Raw genomic sequence first — 15,282 nt, 5'->3', positions numbered from 1 at the left:
TTCTCTCGCAATGACAAATAACATAAAAATGATTACCGATACTCACACTCACTTATATTCAGAACAGTTCGACGAAGACAGAAACGAAATGATACAGCGCGCTAAAGAAGCCGGTGTTTCTCGCTTTTTTATTCCTGCCATAGATAGTTCTTATACAGAGCAAATGCTCGATTTAGAAAAAAACTACCCGAAAGACGTGTTTTTAATGATGGGCTTACACCCTACTTCTGTTAAAGAAAATTATAAAGAAGAACTGGCACATGTAAGAGAATGGATTGATAAACGTAATTTTTATGCAATTGGTGAAATCGGAATTGATTTATATTGGGATAAAACATTTTTACCCCAACAGCAAGAAGTTTTCAGGACTCAAATTCAATGGGCGAAAGAAAAAAAATTACCCATCGTAATTCATTGCCGTGATGCCTTTGATGAAATTTTTGAAGTGTTAGAAAGTGAAAAAGGAACTGATTTATTCGGAATTTTTCATTGTTTCACAGGAAATATAGAACAAGCCAAAAAAGCTATTTCTTACAACATGAAATTAGGAATTGGAGGTGTAGCAACTTTTAAAAACGGTAAAATAGATAAATTCTTAAACGAAATTGACATTAAACATATCGTTCTAGAAACTGACTCGCCATATTTAGCGCCAACTCCCTACCGAGGAAAACGCAACGAAACTTCATACATTACAAATGTAGTTGACAAGTTGGTTGATATTTACGGATTAACTTTCAATGAAATTGCTGAAATAACCACTCAGAATTCAAAAGATATTTTTGGTGTCTGATTTACAAACCACATATTATAAAACACCTATAGGAACCGCAAAAATTGTGGGAAATGAAAACGGAATTCAAAGTGTTTCAGTTTTAGATGATGCTATTGAAACCTCAACCAAAGTACCGTCTTGTTTGCAAAATTGCGTAACACAATTAGAAGAGTATTTTACAGGAACAAGAACTGAATTTAATCTAAAATTGAATCCGCAAGGCACAGCGTTTCAACAAAAGGTTTGGAATGAATTATTAAATATTCCTTTTAATAAAAGTAGTACTTACTTAAAGCAAACCAAACAAGTTGGTGACCCGAAAGCGATTAGAGCCGTAGCATCTGCCAACGGCAAAAATCCTATTTGGATAATCATTCCCTGTCACCGAGTAATTGGCTCAGATGGTTCTTTAACAGGATATGCTGGCGGAATATGGCGTAAAAAATGGTTATTAGAACATGAAAGCGGTTGCAAACAACAAACCTTGTTTTAAATTACCATCGTCATTACGAACGTAGTGAAGTAATCTGTTAATTCAAATTACGTTTTTCAACAAAAAACTTCTTTAACAACAAACCACACGCTTCTTCTAAAACACCTGTTACCACTTTCGTTTTCGGATGTAGTTTTGTTTGCAATACGCTAAAACCTAATTTTGGCTCACTAGCTCCATATACTATTTTCCCTATTTGTGTCCAATAACTTGCCCCTGCACACATCTGGCAAGGTTCTAACGTAACATATAGCACACAATCTTTTAAATATTTTCCACCTAAAAAATCAGAAGCTGCAGTAAAAGCTTGCATTTCGGCGTGCGCAGTTACATCATTTAACATTTCTGTTAAGTTATGAGCCCTTGCTATTATTTGATCTTTAAAAACCACCACTGCACCTACAGGAACTTCTCCTTTATCAAAAGCTGTTTCAGCTTCTTGCAGCGCTTTTTTCATAAAATAAGTATCGTCAAACGGATTTATTTCCATGGTATTGGTAGTGTTTTCTACAAAAGTAGCTCAAATTAGTTATTTTTACCAAAAATTACAATTTTGATTTCTATCAACACCACCAAAAATAAAAAAGTTTATTTCGCTTCTGATCAACATTTAGGCGCACCAACTGCCGAAGCTAGCTTTCCTAGAGAGCAAAAGTTTGTTCGCTGGTTAAAAGAAGTTAAAGAAGATGCTGAAGCTATTTTTTTATTAGGTGATTTATTTGATTTTTGGTTTGAATATAAAACCGTGGTTCCAAAAGGGTTTGTACGTGTTTTAGGAAAATTAGCCGAAATTAAAGATAGCGGAATTCCGATTTATTTCTTCGTGGGAAATCACGATTTATGGATGGCGGATTATTTTGAAAAGGAATTAAACATCCCTGTCTTTCATAATCCACAAGAATTTTCTATAAACGGAAAAACTCTATTAGTTGGTCATGGTGACGGCTTAGGCCCAGAAGACAAAGGTTATAAACGCATGAAAAAAGTGTTTACCTTTAAACCTTTTAAATGGTTGTTTCGCTGGTTACATCCAGATCTAGGAGTTCGCTTAGGACAATACATGTCTGTTAAAAATAAAATGATTTCTGGTGATGAAGATTTTAAATTTTTAGGAGAAGATAAAGAATGGTTAGTTCAATATTGCAAGCGCAAATTAGAAACAAAGCATTATGATTATTTTATTTTTGGTCACCGACATCTTCCTTTAGAAATACAACTACAAGAAAATAGTAGATACATAAACACGGGGGATTGGGTACAATATTTTACCTATGGTGTTTTTAACAATAATACTATTCGCTTAACTACTTATAATTAAAATTTTGTTAACTCAATACCTTTAACCAACTTTTAACATCTAAAAAAGACGTATTATTGTAGCTTTGTTTCACAAAATTATAATATACTTTAATTACTATGGATGTAGATGTAAGAGCTATTAATGAAAAGATAGAAAGAGAAAGCGCATTTGTTGACTTATTAACAAATGAAATGAGTAAAGTTATCGTTGGTCAGAAATACATGATTGAACGATTACTTATAGGACTTCTTGGTAACGGACACATTTTACTAGAAGGTGTGCCTGGTTTAGCAAAAACTCTTGCCATTAACACACTATCTAAAGCAGTACAAGGTAGTTTTAGTCGTATTCAGTTTACGCCTGATTTATTACCTGCAGATATTGTTGGAACGATGATCTATAACATGAAAGAAAATGATTTCATGATTAAAAAAGGTCCAATCTTTGCCAATTTCGTATTAGCCGATGAGATTAACCGTGCGCCTGCTAAAGTGCAATCTGCTTTATTAGAAGCAATGCAAGAGCGTCAGATTACCATTGGTGATGAAACTTTTAAGCTACAAGAACCTTTTTTAGTAATGGCAACTCAAAATCCTGTTGAACAAGAAGGAACATACCCGCTTCCTGAAGCTCAGGTTGACCGTTTTATGTTAAAAACAGTGATTGATTATCCGAAATTAGAAGATGAACAAACAATTATGCGCGCCAATCTAAGCGGAACTTTTGAAAAAGTTAATCCGGTTATCTCTGTAGATCAGATTATAAAAGCTCGTGAAGTTGTTAACGAAGTATATATGGATGAGAAAATAGAAAAATATATTCTAGACATCGTATTTGCCACTCGTTATCCTGAACGTTATAATTTAGAAAAATTAAAACCTTTAATTAGTTTTGGAGCTTCGCCTCGTGGAAGCATCAATTTAGCAAAAGCAGCAAAATGTTACGCTTTTATTAAACGAAGAGGTTATGTAATACCTGAAGATGTTCGCGCAATTGTAAACGATGTTTTACGTCACAGAATTGGAATTACCTACGAAGCTGAGGCCGAAAATATTACTTCTTTAGATATTATAAACTCAATAATTAACGAAGTACAAGTGCCATAATCAATTATCAAGAAACAACAATCAGTATTAAAAACATTGCTGATTATAAAACTTGTTAATTGACAATTGAAAAGAAATGGATACAAAAGAATTACTAAAAAAAGTTCGTAAAATAGAAATTAAGACACGTCGTTTGTCTAATCATATTTTTGGAGGAGAATACCATTCAACCTTTAAAGGACGTGGTATGACTTTTTCTGAAGTACGCCAATATCAATACGGAGACGATATTAGAGCGATTGATTGGAATGTAACTGCGCGCTATAACGAACCTTATATAAAAGTTTTTGAAGAAGAGCGTGAACTTACCATGATGTTGGTGGTGGATATTTCTGGCTCTGAATCTTTTGGTACTTCTAATCAATTTAAAAAAGATACCGTTACCGAGATTGCTGCAACACTAGCTTTTTCAGCCACACAAAATAATGATAAAGTCGGATTGATCTTGTTTTCTGATCAGGTAGAACTTTATATTCCTCCTAAAAAAGGGAAAAGTCATGTATTGCGTATTATTCGAGAATTAATCGAATTTAAACCTAAAAGCAAACAAACAGATATTAGTGAAGCTTTAAAATTTTTATCAAATGTTATGAAAAAGAAAGCCATTGTTTTTATGCTTTCTGATTTTATGGATGACGGTTATGAGCGCACACTAAAACTCGTTGGTAATAAACATGATGTTACTGGTATTAGAGTGTATGACAAACATGATGAGGAAATTCCGAATTTAGGAATGGTTCCAATGCTTGATGCCGAAACAGGAACTACACATTTAGTAAACACAAGTTTGTCATCTGTAAGAAATCAATACAAAGCAAATGCTTTAAGATTGACTGACTATTTCGAAACTACTTTTAAGAAAAGTGGTTCAGGAACTATAAATACACGCGTAGATGAAAGCTATGTAACAAAATTATTAGGCTATTTTAAACGAAAATAAAAACTACCTATTTTAATCGACAAGATAAAAATGAAGACTAAATTACTCTACATATTCTTACTTATTTATGGCGTTGGATTTTCTCAATCTAACAAAATAAAAGTTGAAATTGATACTACCAATATTAGAATTGGAGAGCAATTTCAATACAAAATTTCGGTAGATGAAACTGAAAACGTTATCCTTCCTAAATTAAATAATTTAAAAGGATTAGAGGTAATTGACACTTTAAAAATAGATACTGTTAAAAATAAACTGATTCAAAAATATATTTTAACAGGTTTTGATAGTGGTGCTTTTTACATTCCGCAGCAACAAGTTTTTATTAAAAACCAACCTTATTTAACAGATAGTTTATTAATTAATGTAGCAACAGTTGCTATTGACACCACTAAAATTAAAAAATTTCCTATTAAGGCAATCAAAGGAGAACCATATCAATTTGATGATTTTAAAAATTATTTCTGGTGGACATTAGCTATCCTTATTGTAATAGGATTGTTACTTTATTTCTTTGTTATCAAAAAGAAAAAAGAAGCCAAAGAAGAAATTATTGTTCCGTTATTACCGCCTTATGAAGAGGCGATTGAAAAACTGCAAGAGTTAGATAAAAAACTATTGTGGCAAAACAATAAAATTAAAAAATACTACAGTGAACTAACCGAAATTGTAAGAGGTTATATAGAAAGGGAATTAAACATACCTGCACTAGAAATTACTACGGATGAATTGGTAGCTATTTTAGACGATTTAAACGAAATAAAATCGATTGAAACAGATAAAGAAACGATATATAAGTTACGAAAATTATTACAAGAATCTGATTTAGTAAAGTTTGCTAAATCTAAACCGATGGCACATCAAATTGAAGGAGATCGTAAAGATGCCAAGAGTGTATTAGATAATTTGAAACCTAAAAAAGAAGTAAAAGAAGATGAAGTGGAATAATTTTGAATTTCATAATCCCGAATTTTTATGGTTGCTGATATTAATTCCGTTATTAGCTTTCTGGAATTACTATTCTAGAAAAAAAGATAGTGCACAATTAACAATATCTAGCGTTAAAGGTTTTAAAGTACAAGGTTCTATTTTATCTAAATTAAAGCCTTTATTGTACTTATTACGACTCGCTGCTTTAACATGTTTGGTTATTGCTTTAGCAAGACCAAGAAACGTAGCGGTAAGTAAAAAAACGAAAACAAATAAAGGTATTGATATTGTTATGGCAATTGATGTATCGGCAAGTATGTTGGCTAAAGATTTAAAGCCAAATCGACTAGAAGCGCTAAAAAAAGTGGCGGTTGATTTTGTAAATCGTCGACCAAATGACCGAATCGGTATTGTAGTTTATGCTGGGGAGAGTTTTACTCAAACACCAATTACAAGCGACAAATCTATCATTAAAAGAACCATTTCTGAAATTAAATGGGGACAGTTAGAAGGTGGAACAGCTATTGGTATGGGATTAGGATCTGCAGTAAACAGATTAAAGGAAAGCAAAGCGAAAAGTAAAGTTATTATTCTTTTAACAGATGGTGTAAACAACGCAGGTTTTGTAGATCCGAAAACAGCAACAGGTTTAGCAAAAGGAAACGATATTAAGGTATATACTATTGGAATAGGAACTAATGGGATGGCAGATTTTCCTTGGGCAAAAGATCCTCGAACAGGTAAAATTTCTTTTAGAAAACAACAAGTTGAAATAGATGAAGATTTATTAAAACATATTGCAAAAGAAACAGATGGTAAATATTTTAGAGCTACCGACAACTCTAAACTAAAAGCTATTTATGATGAAATTGACAAGCTTGAAAAAACAAAAATAGAAGAATTTAAATATTATAATTATACTGAAAAATACAGATTACTAGTATTTTTAGCCGGTATCTTTTTATTACTAGAATTCACATTAAAAAACACTTTATTTAAAAGCTTTATATAAACAATGTATCGTATAGAAGAACCAATATATTTTTATCTGTTTGCAATTATTCCAATAATAGTTGTTATTTTCTTGTTGGTTTTATGGTGGAAAAAACGCACTCAGAAAAAATTTGCAAGCGCAAAGTTATTAACACAAATTGCTCCGAATTCATCTACATTTAAATCGGTTGTAAAATTGATTTTCTTATTAATCGGACTCTCTTTTTTAATTATCTCCTTGGTAAACCCTAAAATGGGAACCAAGTTAAAAACAGTAAAAAGAGAAGGTGTTGATGTGGTTTTTGCTTTAGATGTTTCTAAAAGTATGTTGGCTGAAGATATTGCGCCAAATAGATTAGATAAATCAAAACAAATTATTTCTAAAATTATTGATAAGTTAGGAAGCGACAGAGTCGGAATTATAATTTATGCAGGTAATGCGTATCCGTTATTACCAATTACAACCGATCATGCTGCGGCCAAAATGTTTTTGCAAAATGCGAATCCTGATATGGTTTCGAGCCAAGGAACCGCCATAAACGAAGCTTTAAACTTAGCAAAAACCTATTATAATAATGACGAGCAAACCAATCGTTTTTTAATTATTATTTCTGATGGTGAAGATCATCAAGAGGAAACAAAACAAGTTGCTCAGAATATTGCTAACGAAGGCGTAAAAGTATACACCATTGGTGTTGGTACAGAAAAAGGAGGGCCTATTCCTATAAAATTAAACGGCGCACTTATTGGTTATAAAAAAGATCGAAAAGGAGAAACCGTAATTACCAAAAGAACAACAACTGTTTTACAAGATATTGCGGAAGCATCCGAAGGAAAATATATTGACGGTAATAGAACTGATAATCCTGTTGATATTATTGAAAACATTATTGCCAATGCTCAGAAAAGTGAGTTTGAAACAAAACAATTTTCTGATTACAAAGATCAATTTCAGTGGTTTTTAGGAATCGGATTGCTATTTTTAATTATTGATTTGTTCTTTTTCGAAAAGAAAACCAAATGGGTTAAAAAAGCAGATTTATTTAACGAAGAAGGTTCATAGAACTTATTTTATAAGAAATGAAACAACTACAAAACATACTATTATTATTTTTAATGTTGATTACTATAAATGTATCAGCACAGCTAGACACCTTAAAACTGCAGCGTGAAGCAAGAAGTTTATTACGTGAAGGTAATAAGCTATATAACAAACAAAAATTTAGTGATGCCGCTATTTCTTACCGAAAAGCACTAGGAAAAAACAGCACCTACGATAAGGCGAGTTACAATTTCGGAAATACGTTGTATCAAGAAAAAAAATATAAAGAAGCTGTTGCGCAATTTGAAGTAACCGCAAAAACATCGAAAGATAAGTTCGATAAAGCAGAAGCATATCATAATATTGGAAATGCACAAATGGAGCAAAAACAATATCAGCAAGCCGTAGATGCCTATAAAAATGCGTTAAGAAGAAATCCGAATGACGATGAAACCCGTTATAACTTGGCTGTAGCTCAAAAAGATTTAAAAAAGCAACAAGAGCAAGACAAAAAAGATAAGGACAAGGATAAAAAAGACGACAAAGACAAAAAGGATCAGAAAGACGATAAGGACAAAAAGAAAGATCAGAATAAAGATAAAAAAGGCGACGACAAAGATAAGAAGGACGATAAAAAAGATCAGGAAAATAAAGACAAACAAGATCAAAAAAAGCCTGAAAAGAAAGATCAAAAACCGCAGCCAAAACAAGCACAAATGTCTCCTGAGCAAATGAAGCAATTGTTAGAGAGTTTGAATAACGAGGAAAAGAAGACGCAAAAGAAAATGAATGTTAAAAAATCGAAAGGAAAAAAGGTGAAACAAGAAAAAGATTGGTAATCTTATCTTTTTTTACACTTAACTCTTTTTAATGTTTTTTTGAAAATGAATATGAAGTTGAAAATATATACATCATTATTACTCCTTTTTATAACCCTAACTATTAATGCGCAAGAATCAGCATTAAAAGCAACTGTTAGTAAAAACAAACTAGGTGTTAACCAACGTTTACGTGTTGAGTTTTCGACCAACAAACAAGGAGCGGATAATTTTAAAGCGCCTAACTTTAAAAACTTCAAAATAGTTGGTGGCCCAAGTCAATCTGTTAGTCAATCTTGGATAAACGGAAAAGTTACCTTCTCTAAATCTTACACTTATATTATTCAGCCCAAACGAAAAGGTGAATTTAATATTCCACCAGCAACTATAGAAATTGGTGGGGAAATTATAAAATCGAATACCGTAAAAGTTATTGTTTTAGGCGCTGTTGATATTCCTAAAAACCCTAACGACCCGAATTATATAGCACAACAAAACATCCATTTAGTTGCAGAACTTTCTAAGTCGCAACCTTATGTTGGAGAAAGTGTTTATGTCGAATATCGCCTTTATTTTAGTGATAACGTTGGTATTTATGACAATGCAATTACTGAGGCTCCGCAATATAACGGCTTTTGGAATCAAGAAATAAAAAGAAACGGAACTCCTGTAAAAACAGGAATGTATAATGGTGAACGTTATAGATATGCGGTACTTCATAAAGCTTTATTAGTACCAACCAAAAACGGAAGATTAACAATAGATCCTATGAAAATGGATATTATTGTTGCCGTTCCTACAGGGCGTGCAGATTTTTTTGGGAATGTAATTACAAAACAAGTTAGAAGAGAATTTTCTTCTGCTAAAAAAGTAGTTCGCGCAAAAGCCTTACCTCTTAACAATAAACCTGAGAATTTTACAGGCGCAGTTGGTGATTTTTCTTTTGATGTTTCACTTAACAAAGGCTCTTTAAAAGCAAACGAATCTTCGTTAATAAAAGTAGAAGTTAACGGAAAAGGAAACTTAAAACTATTTGAGCTTCCTAAAATAGAAACACCTGAAGAGCTTGAAATTTATCAACCAGAAAGAAAAGAAAGAATTAGCGTTACTTCTAGCGGAATAAGCGGATCTGTTAGCGACACATACACTGTTGTACCTGAATTTAAAGGGAAATACAAGATTCCGAAAACGAGCTTTTCTTATTTTGACCCGAAGGAAAAAACGTATAAAACCATAGTTACAGATGATTTATATGTTGATGTATTAGAGGGTAAACCATTGCCAAAAAACCAGTCTGATATTGTTATAAAACAAGATGTAAAAATTACTGGAGATGATTTTAAGTACTTACAAACTACTACAAGTTTTGAACCTGTAAAAACAACTATCTTTTTTAATTCTATCTTATTTTATATTTTATTATTCCTACCAATAATTTCGATTCCTGTTGCTATTTTTATCAATAAGAAAAAAGAAGAACGAGATGTTGATATTGTTGGGAATAAAAAACGAAAAGCAGATAGATTGGCTAAAAAGTATTTATCAGAAGCACAAAAAGAATTAGGAAATAAAGAAGCATTTTATGAAGCTTTAGAAAGAGCATTACATAATTATTTAAAGGCTAAATTAGGTATAGAAACCTTGGATATAAGCACTGAAAAAATCACCTTTTTATTACAAGATAAAAAAATTGAAAACACAACTATAACTAATTTTATAGATGTTTTAAACGATTGTGATTTTGCTAGGTATACACCAATTACAAACCTACAAATGGAGCAAGAGTATGAAAAGGCAAAAGAAATAATAACACAATTAGACAAACAATTATAATGAGACAGGCTATTGTATTAATATTGTTTTTTATATCAACCGTTGTATTAGCGCAAAACGCTAATGAATTGTTTGTAACTGCAAATACGCTATATAAAGACGGAAAATACCAGGAAGCTATTAAATTATATGAAAAAATAGAAGCTTCTAAAAAGGTGTCGTCTGAATTGTATTATAATTTGGGAAATGCTTATTATAAATTAAATAAAGTCGCACCTTCTATTTACAATTACGAAAAAGCAATTCTTTTAAACCCTTTAAATGAAGACGCTAAAAATAATTTAGTTATAGCAAAAAAGTTAACTTTAGATAGAATTGAAGAATTACCTAAATCTGTTTTTCAAAGGATAAATGAAAATTTCTTACAAAAAATCACTTATAATACTTGGGCTATAATCGTTCTTTTACTTTCTTTTTCAGCGGCAATTTTATACTTGTTTTTTTACTTTTCGGATACTCCGAATAAAAAAAGGTTCTTTTTTACAACTAGTATTTTATCTTTTATACTATTAATTGCTGCTTTCGCAATTACGTATTCACAATATAATCAATCTAAAAATACCATAAACGCAATTGTTTTTTCAGAAGAAGTTGATGTAAAGAATGCGCCAACTAAAGATGCTGATGAAATTTTTATGTTGCATGAAGGTACCAAGGTTAAAGTATTAGATACGGTTGATAAATGGAACAAAATTAAACTAGTCGATGGAAAAATAGGTTGGTTACTCTCCGAAAATTTAAAGGAATTATAACATTTTAAGTCTATAAAATTGGTTAATTTTGCTTTTCATAAAAGAAACTAGTTTCATTTGAAATCTAAAATAGCATTTTTCTTTATCATTTTATTCGCAGGTATTATTATTATACCTACGGTTATATCTTTGGTTGATAAAAATCAAGACATTACTATTTTTTTAGAATTAAATGAAGAAGAGGAGAATAAAAGTCATAAAGTACTAAAGGTTTTAGATTTAAAAACCTCTTTATTGGCGAACAATACTTCTGTTTTCTTTAATGATGTTCAAAAAAAGAAAAATGTCCGTTTTAAATCAAAAAACTACATTTCTCAACATCCTAAAATATTAACTCCACCTCCGGAGCTAATATAACTTACTACATTTTTAAAAGTAACTCTCATTTATTTTGAGATTACAAACACATTTCACTATCTTTTTTATTTTAAAAAAGATTAACAATCGATTATATTTAATTTATGAAAAAATTATTCTCAAATTTCAAAGGAGATTTATTTGGTGGTATTACTGCCGGAATTGTAGCTCTACCTTTAGCATTAGCCTTTGGTGTTAGTTCTGGTTTAGGTCCGGCTGCAGGTTTATACGGAGCTATTTTTATAGCTTTTTTTGCTGCCTTATTTGGTGGTACAGACACACAAATATCAGGACCAACTGCACCGATGACGGCTGTAAGTATGGTAGTTATTGCTGGTATACTTGCCACAAATGATGGTGATGTAACAAAAGCATTACCTACAATTTTAATGGTTTTCTTACTTGCTGGTCTATTTCAAATAGCGCTAGGAGTTTTAGGCTTGGGTAAATATATCCGTTACATTCCTTATCCTGTAGTATCTGGATTTATGACTGCTATTGGAGTTATTATTTTGGTTACTCAAATTTTACCTGCAATAGGTTACTATGCAAAGGAAGACGCTAAATTTGTTGAGCAATTTAAACCCCAAGCGGAAGAGCTAATCTTAGAAAACATTTTAAAAGAAGAAGCTGGTCAGGGAATTTTAGTACTAGAAGATTTTAGAGAAACTATAAAAAGATCTGAAGCTACAACTCAAGCTGACATTTTAAAGGAAAGTGAAACTTTAGCAGGAAAAGAAGCTTCTGGTGTACTAGGTACATTAAAAGTATTGCCAAGAGCTTTAAAAAACATTAACTGGTTACAATTAGCTTTAGCGCTAGGAACCATTTTTATTATCTATGGTTTTAAACGTATTACTACTGCTGTGCCAAGTACATTAGTAGCACTAGTTGTAATGACGGGAGTTGCTTTACTGTTTTTCCCAACAAGTTATCGTCCTATACAAGAAATACCAGGCGGATTTCCGGTTCCTAACCTAGGTATTTTTACCGATTTTAGTATTGGAAATATAACACCTTATATTTTTACAGCTTTAACACTTTCTTTATTAGGAGCTATCGATTCATTGTTAACATCAGTTGTTGCTGATAATATGACTAAAACAAAGCACAAACCAAATAAAGAATTAATAGGACAAGGAATTGGTAATAGTATTGCTGCTGTTTTTGGTGGAATACCTGGTGCCGGAGCAACAATCCGTACCGTTGTAAATATTAATTCTGGTGGTAAAACCAAATTATCTGGTATGATAGCTGGTCTTATGTTATTGGTAATTTTATTAGGATTAGGTCCAATAGCTTCTTTAATACCAGCAGGTGTTTTAGCCGGTATATTAATTACAGTAGGTATTGGTGTTATGGATTATAAAGGTTTAAAAGCAATTCCTGCTTTGCCTAAAGATGCTAAAATCGGACCTTTTAAAGTAAGTTCTGAGGTTATTATTATGCTAGTTGTAATGTTATTATCTACTTTTTGGAACTTAGTATACGCAGTAGGTATTGGTTTAGTAATTGCTTCTTTAATGTTTATGAAAAAAATTGGGGATTTAACAGCCGAACGATCAGATTTAAAATCATTAGATGAAGAGGCTTGGCCAGATGAAATAAATTTCCCTAAAGAATTAAAACAAGAAATTTTTATAAAACATATAAAAGGCCCATTGTTTTTTGGTTCTACAAGCGATTTCCAAGCACTTGCAAAACAAATACCCGATACAGCTTCTACAGTAATTATGCGTTTAGGTAGAATGCAATATATGGATCAATCTGGTTTATATGCCATGGAAGATATGTTGCAGGATTTAAAGAAAAAAAATATTGACGTCTTGTTTGTTAACTTACTAAAACAACCAAGATATATGATGGAACGAATAGGTATCATTCCAAATTTTATTCCCAAAGAACACATCTTTAAAAATTTTAACACTTGTGTTAAATGGATAAAAGAAAACGTAAAAGACGAATTTAAAAATTAAAAAAAATGAGAAATACAGCAATAACTAAAAATGTGCAAAGTGCTTTAACACCTAAAGGCGTTTTACAAAACCTTTTAGAAGGTAATGAACGTTATGTTGCAAATAACTTAACCGCAAGTAATGTACCTGAATTAGTAAAGCAAACTATAGATGGGCAATTTCCAAAAGCAGTAATTTTATCTTGTATAGATTCACGTGTACCGGTAGAAATGGTTTTCGACCAAACAATTGGTGATGTTTTCGTAGCTCGTGTAGCTGGAAATTTCGAAAATGTTGACATTTTAGGATCGATGGAATATTCTTGTGCAGTTGCAGGAAGTAAATTGGTATTTGTTTTAGGTCACGAAAGTTGTGGGGCTGTAAAAGCAGCTTGTGATGGTGTAGAACTTGGTAATATTACTGCAATGTTAGATAATATTGTACCAGCTGCAAAAATGGCTTCTGAACAAGTTGATGGCGAAGCAAACTCAACAAACAGTGCGTTTGTTGCTAAAACGGTTGAAAACAATGTAAAATTAACTATGGAGCGTATTCGCGAAAAAAGTAAAATTTTACAAGAAATGGAAGATAACGGAGAAATTACCATCGTTGGTGGTGTATACTCTTTACATACAGGTAAAGTTACCATGTTGTAATACTACCTACTTTATAAAATTAAAAAATCCGAAGCTAATAACTTCGGATTTTTTTATATCTACAATTAGAATTATAGATATTATAAAACACAAATGTTAAAGAAAAGTTAACAAAAATAGGGTTACCCCTATTTAACTACCCAATACCCCTAACAAACAAATAGGGATATTGGGTATTGTATACTGTATGCTGGGACTGTATGTTTGTATAAGTAATAATTATATTTATTAAAACAAATTTACTAGCAACAACTAGTTACCTAGTAAACCAATACTTAAGCGTAATTAATTTATTGTCCGGTCTTAAACTAATCATTCAAGATCTTAAGGAGATATAAATAGTGTGAAAAAAGTAATTTTTATTTTAGCTTTTATGCTAATGGTAACCTATGCAAATAACAAAGCGAACTGTAAAGCTGCAGCTGATGCGGCAGAAGAAAACGCACGTTTAAAAGCTGCCGTTTTAGAATAGGCAGTACATAAACAAGCTCACTTTGTGAGCTTGTTTATCAAAATATGAAAAAGAATTATTACTATAAGATTAACAAATTGAACATCGTAAATGAAAAAAATAATTATACTAATATCATTATACTTTATAACCTCAACTATTTTTGGACAGAATTCTATAGAAGCGACCTACCAAGTAATTAGCAATACTAGTTACAAAGCAGTAGCTATTTTAAAAATAGATAATGATAAGTCTCATTATACTGTTTTGAAAAACAAAAATGGGTTAAAAAAAATTAAAGAAAGAGTTATAGATGGTCAATTAAATCTTTTAATTCCTGATTCTGATAGAAGACCTCAAGTTTTTACAGACATTAGCACTAAAATACTTATTAGTTCAGTACCAATGTTTAGAAAAAACAACATTCTAAAGGAACAATTACCAAAAATTAATTGGAAAATAGTTGATGAATTTAAAAAGATAGGTGACTATAACTGCCAAAAAGCAATAGGATACTTTAGAGGCAGAACCTATACTACATATTTTACAACTAAAATACCTGTACCATTTGGCCCATGGAAACTACAAGGTTTACCAGGTTTAATTATAGAAGCTACAGATGAAAAAGCACAATTTTCATTTAATGTTACTTCTATTCGTTTTAAAGAACATGAACTTACTATTAATATACCTAGTAAAGAAAAAGCAATACCATTTAGAAAATTTTTTGAAGTTATTGTACCAAATAAATTTAAAGCTCTAGATTCAAAATTTAATTCAAGAAATGGTGATAGAAATACAACTGTAACTTCAAAAATTCATAGAGATACAGATAAAGAAATGATATACGAATGGGAAGAAAAACAAAATTAAGGGCGATA

Annotated in this window: 17 protein-coding genes; 16 read left to right on the top strand and 1 reads right to left on the bottom strand. The window is 31.3% G+C overall.

Annotation, left to right across the window (positions count from 1 at the left end):
* Positions 1-28 precede the first annotated feature (28 nt).
* Both H0I30_RS11865 and H0I30_RS11860 read left to right on the top strand, forming a co-directional pair.
* Positions 29-793 (top strand): TatD family hydrolase, encoded by a 765-nt coding sequence (locus H0I30_RS11865; protein ID WP_218772070.1) that lies wholly within the window; start codon positions 29-31, stop codon positions 791-793.
* Positions 786-1,268, top strand: a complete 483-nt coding sequence (locus H0I30_RS11860) for a methylated-DNA--[protein]-cysteine S-methyltransferase (RefSeq protein ID WP_218772069.1) — start codon at positions 786-788, stop codon at positions 1,266-1,268. The genes H0I30_RS11865 and H0I30_RS11860 overlap by 8 nt, the downstream gene beginning before the upstream one ends.
* A gap of 37 nt (positions 1,269-1,305) precedes the next feature.
* Here H0I30_RS11860 and H0I30_RS11855 read toward each other — a convergent pair whose 3' ends face one another.
* Positions 1,306-1,758, bottom strand: coding sequence for a nucleoside deaminase (locus H0I30_RS11855; protein WP_218772068.1), 453 nt, complete (start codon positions 1,756-1,758; stop codon positions 1,306-1,308).
* 72 nt (positions 1,759-1,830) lie between these two features.
* On the opposite strand from H0I30_RS11855, the gene H0I30_RS11850 reads away from it, so the two are divergent.
* From H0I30_RS11850 to H0I30_RS11790, 14 genes are all read left to right on the top strand, one after another.
* On the top strand, positions 1,831-2,586 hold the full coding sequence (locus H0I30_RS11850) for a UDP-2,3-diacylglucosamine diphosphatase (protein ID WP_370624101.1): 756 nt from the start codon (positions 1,831-1,833) through the stop codon (positions 2,584-2,586).
* Between the two features lie 98 nt (positions 2,587-2,684).
* A complete protein-coding gene (locus H0I30_RS11845) occupies positions 2,685-3,674 on the top strand; it encodes a MoxR family ATPase (protein WP_218772066.1) in 990 nt (329 codons plus the stop codon).
* Positions 3,675-3,750: 76 nt separating this feature from the next.
* Positions 3,751-4,614, top strand: a complete 864-nt coding sequence (locus H0I30_RS11840) for a DUF58 domain-containing protein (protein WP_218772065.1) — start codon at positions 3,751-3,753, stop codon at positions 4,612-4,614.
* A gap of 30 nt (positions 4,615-4,644) precedes the next feature.
* Positions 4,645-5,562: a hypothetical protein gene (locus H0I30_RS11835; RefSeq protein WP_218772064.1), complete on the top strand. Its 918-nt coding sequence runs from the start codon at positions 4,645-4,647 to the stop codon at positions 5,560-5,562.
* Complete coding sequence (locus H0I30_RS11830) at positions 5,549-6,556, top strand: VWA domain-containing protein (protein ID WP_218772063.1); 1,008 nt, start codon at positions 5,549-5,551, stop codon at positions 6,554-6,556. The genes H0I30_RS11835 and H0I30_RS11830 overlap by 14 nt, the downstream gene beginning before the upstream one ends.
* 3 nt (positions 6,557-6,559) lie before the next feature.
* Positions 6,560-7,600: a VWA domain-containing protein gene (locus H0I30_RS11825; RefSeq protein WP_218772062.1), complete on the top strand. Its 1,041-nt coding sequence runs from the start codon at positions 6,560-6,562 to the stop codon at positions 7,598-7,600.
* A gap of 17 nt (positions 7,601-7,617) precedes the next feature.
* Positions 7,618-8,418 carry a tetratricopeptide repeat protein gene (locus tag H0I30_RS11820; RefSeq protein ID WP_255554296.1) on the top strand — a complete coding sequence of 267 codons (801 nt, stop codon included), beginning with the start codon at positions 7,618-7,620 and terminating at the stop codon, positions 8,416-8,418.
* 51 nt (positions 8,419-8,469) lie between these two features.
* Positions 8,470-10,230: a BatD family protein gene (locus H0I30_RS11815; RefSeq protein WP_218772061.1), complete on the top strand. Its 1,761-nt coding sequence runs from the start codon at positions 8,470-8,472 to the stop codon at positions 10,228-10,230.
* On the top strand, positions 10,230-10,982 hold the full coding sequence (locus H0I30_RS11810) for a tetratricopeptide repeat protein (protein WP_218772060.1): 753 nt from the start codon (positions 10,230-10,232) through the stop codon (positions 10,980-10,982). The genes H0I30_RS11815 and H0I30_RS11810 overlap by 1 nt, the downstream gene beginning before the upstream one ends.
* A gap of 57 nt (positions 10,983-11,039) precedes the next feature.
* A complete protein-coding gene (locus tag H0I30_RS11805; RefSeq protein WP_255554295.1) occupies positions 11,040-11,339 on the top strand; it encodes a hypothetical protein in 300 nt (99 codons plus the stop codon).
* 104 nt (positions 11,340-11,443) lie between these two features.
* The gene (locus tag H0I30_RS11800; RefSeq protein WP_218772059.1) at positions 11,444-13,315 is read left to right on the top strand and encodes a SulP family inorganic anion transporter; all 1,872 of its coding nucleotides are present in this window, start codon (positions 11,444-11,446) and stop codon (positions 13,313-13,315) included.
* Positions 13,316-13,320: 5 nt separating this feature from the next.
* Positions 13,321-13,950: a carbonic anhydrase family protein gene (locus H0I30_RS11795; RefSeq protein ID WP_218772058.1), complete on the top strand. Its 630-nt coding sequence runs from the start codon at positions 13,321-13,323 to the stop codon at positions 13,948-13,950.
* Between the two features lie 343 nt (positions 13,951-14,293).
* Positions 14,294-14,422 carry a hypothetical protein gene (locus tag H0I30_RS13060; protein WP_255554384.1) on the top strand — a complete coding sequence of 43 codons (129 nt, stop codon included), beginning with the start codon at positions 14,294-14,296 and terminating at the stop codon, positions 14,420-14,422.
* A gap of 90 nt (positions 14,423-14,512) precedes the next feature.
* A complete protein-coding gene (locus H0I30_RS11790; RefSeq protein ID WP_218772057.1) occupies positions 14,513-15,274 on the top strand; it encodes a GLPGLI family protein in 762 nt (253 codons plus the stop codon).
* The last annotated feature ends 8 nt before the right edge of the window (positions 15,275-15,282 follow it).

It is taken from the genome of Tenacibaculum sp. AHE14PA, from assembly GCF_019278465.1.
GTDB lineage: Bacteria > Bacteroidota > Bacteroidia > Flavobacteriales > Flavobacteriaceae > Polaribacter > Polaribacter bernardetii.
The sequence above is the reverse complement of the archived record's forward strand: the minus strand, read 5'-3'. Positions and strand labels throughout refer to the sequence as shown.

Bases quoted from the DNA above. Each gene is read 5' to 3' on its own strand.
- H0I30_RS11865 (WP_218772070.1), top strand. From the start codon at position 29: ATGATTACCGATACTCACACTCACTTATATTCAGAACAGTTCGACGAA.
- H0I30_RS11855 (WP_218772068.1), bottom strand. From the start codon at position 1,758: ATGGAAATAAATCCGTTTGACGATACTTATTTTATGAAAAAAGCGCTG.
- H0I30_RS11845 (WP_218772066.1), top strand. From the start codon at position 2,685: ATGGATGTAGATGTAAGAGCTATTAATGAAAAGATAGAAAGAGAAAGC.
- H0I30_RS11840 (WP_218772065.1), top strand. From the start codon at position 3,751: ATGGATACAAAAGAATTACTAAAAAAAGTTCGTAAAATAGAAATTAAG.
- H0I30_RS11835 (WP_218772064.1), top strand. From the start codon at position 4,645: ATGAAGACTAAATTACTCTACATATTCTTACTTATTTATGGCGTTGGA.
- H0I30_RS11830 (WP_218772063.1), top strand. From the start codon at position 5,549: ATGAAGTGGAATAATTTTGAATTTCATAATCCCGAATTTTTATGGTTG.
- H0I30_RS11825 (WP_218772062.1), top strand. From the start codon at position 6,560: ATGTATCGTATAGAAGAACCAATATATTTTTATCTGTTTGCAATTATT.
- H0I30_RS11820 (WP_255554296.1), top strand. From the start codon at position 7,618: ATGAAACAACTACAAAACATACTATTATTATTTTTAATGTTGATTACT.
- H0I30_RS11815 (WP_218772061.1), top strand. From the start codon at position 8,470: ATGAAGTTGAAAATATATACATCATTATTACTCCTTTTTATAACCCTA.
- H0I30_RS11810 (WP_218772060.1), top strand. From the start codon at position 10,230: ATGAGACAGGCTATTGTATTAATATTGTTTTTTATATCAACCGTTGTA.
- H0I30_RS11800 (WP_218772059.1), top strand. From the start codon at position 11,444: ATGAAAAAATTATTCTCAAATTTCAAAGGAGATTTATTTGGTGGTATT.
- H0I30_RS11795 (WP_218772058.1), top strand. From the start codon at position 13,321: ATGAGAAATACAGCAATAACTAAAAATGTGCAAAGTGCTTTAACACCT.
- H0I30_RS11790 (WP_218772057.1), top strand. From the start codon at position 14,513: ATGAAAAAAATAATTATACTAATATCATTATACTTTATAACCTCAACT.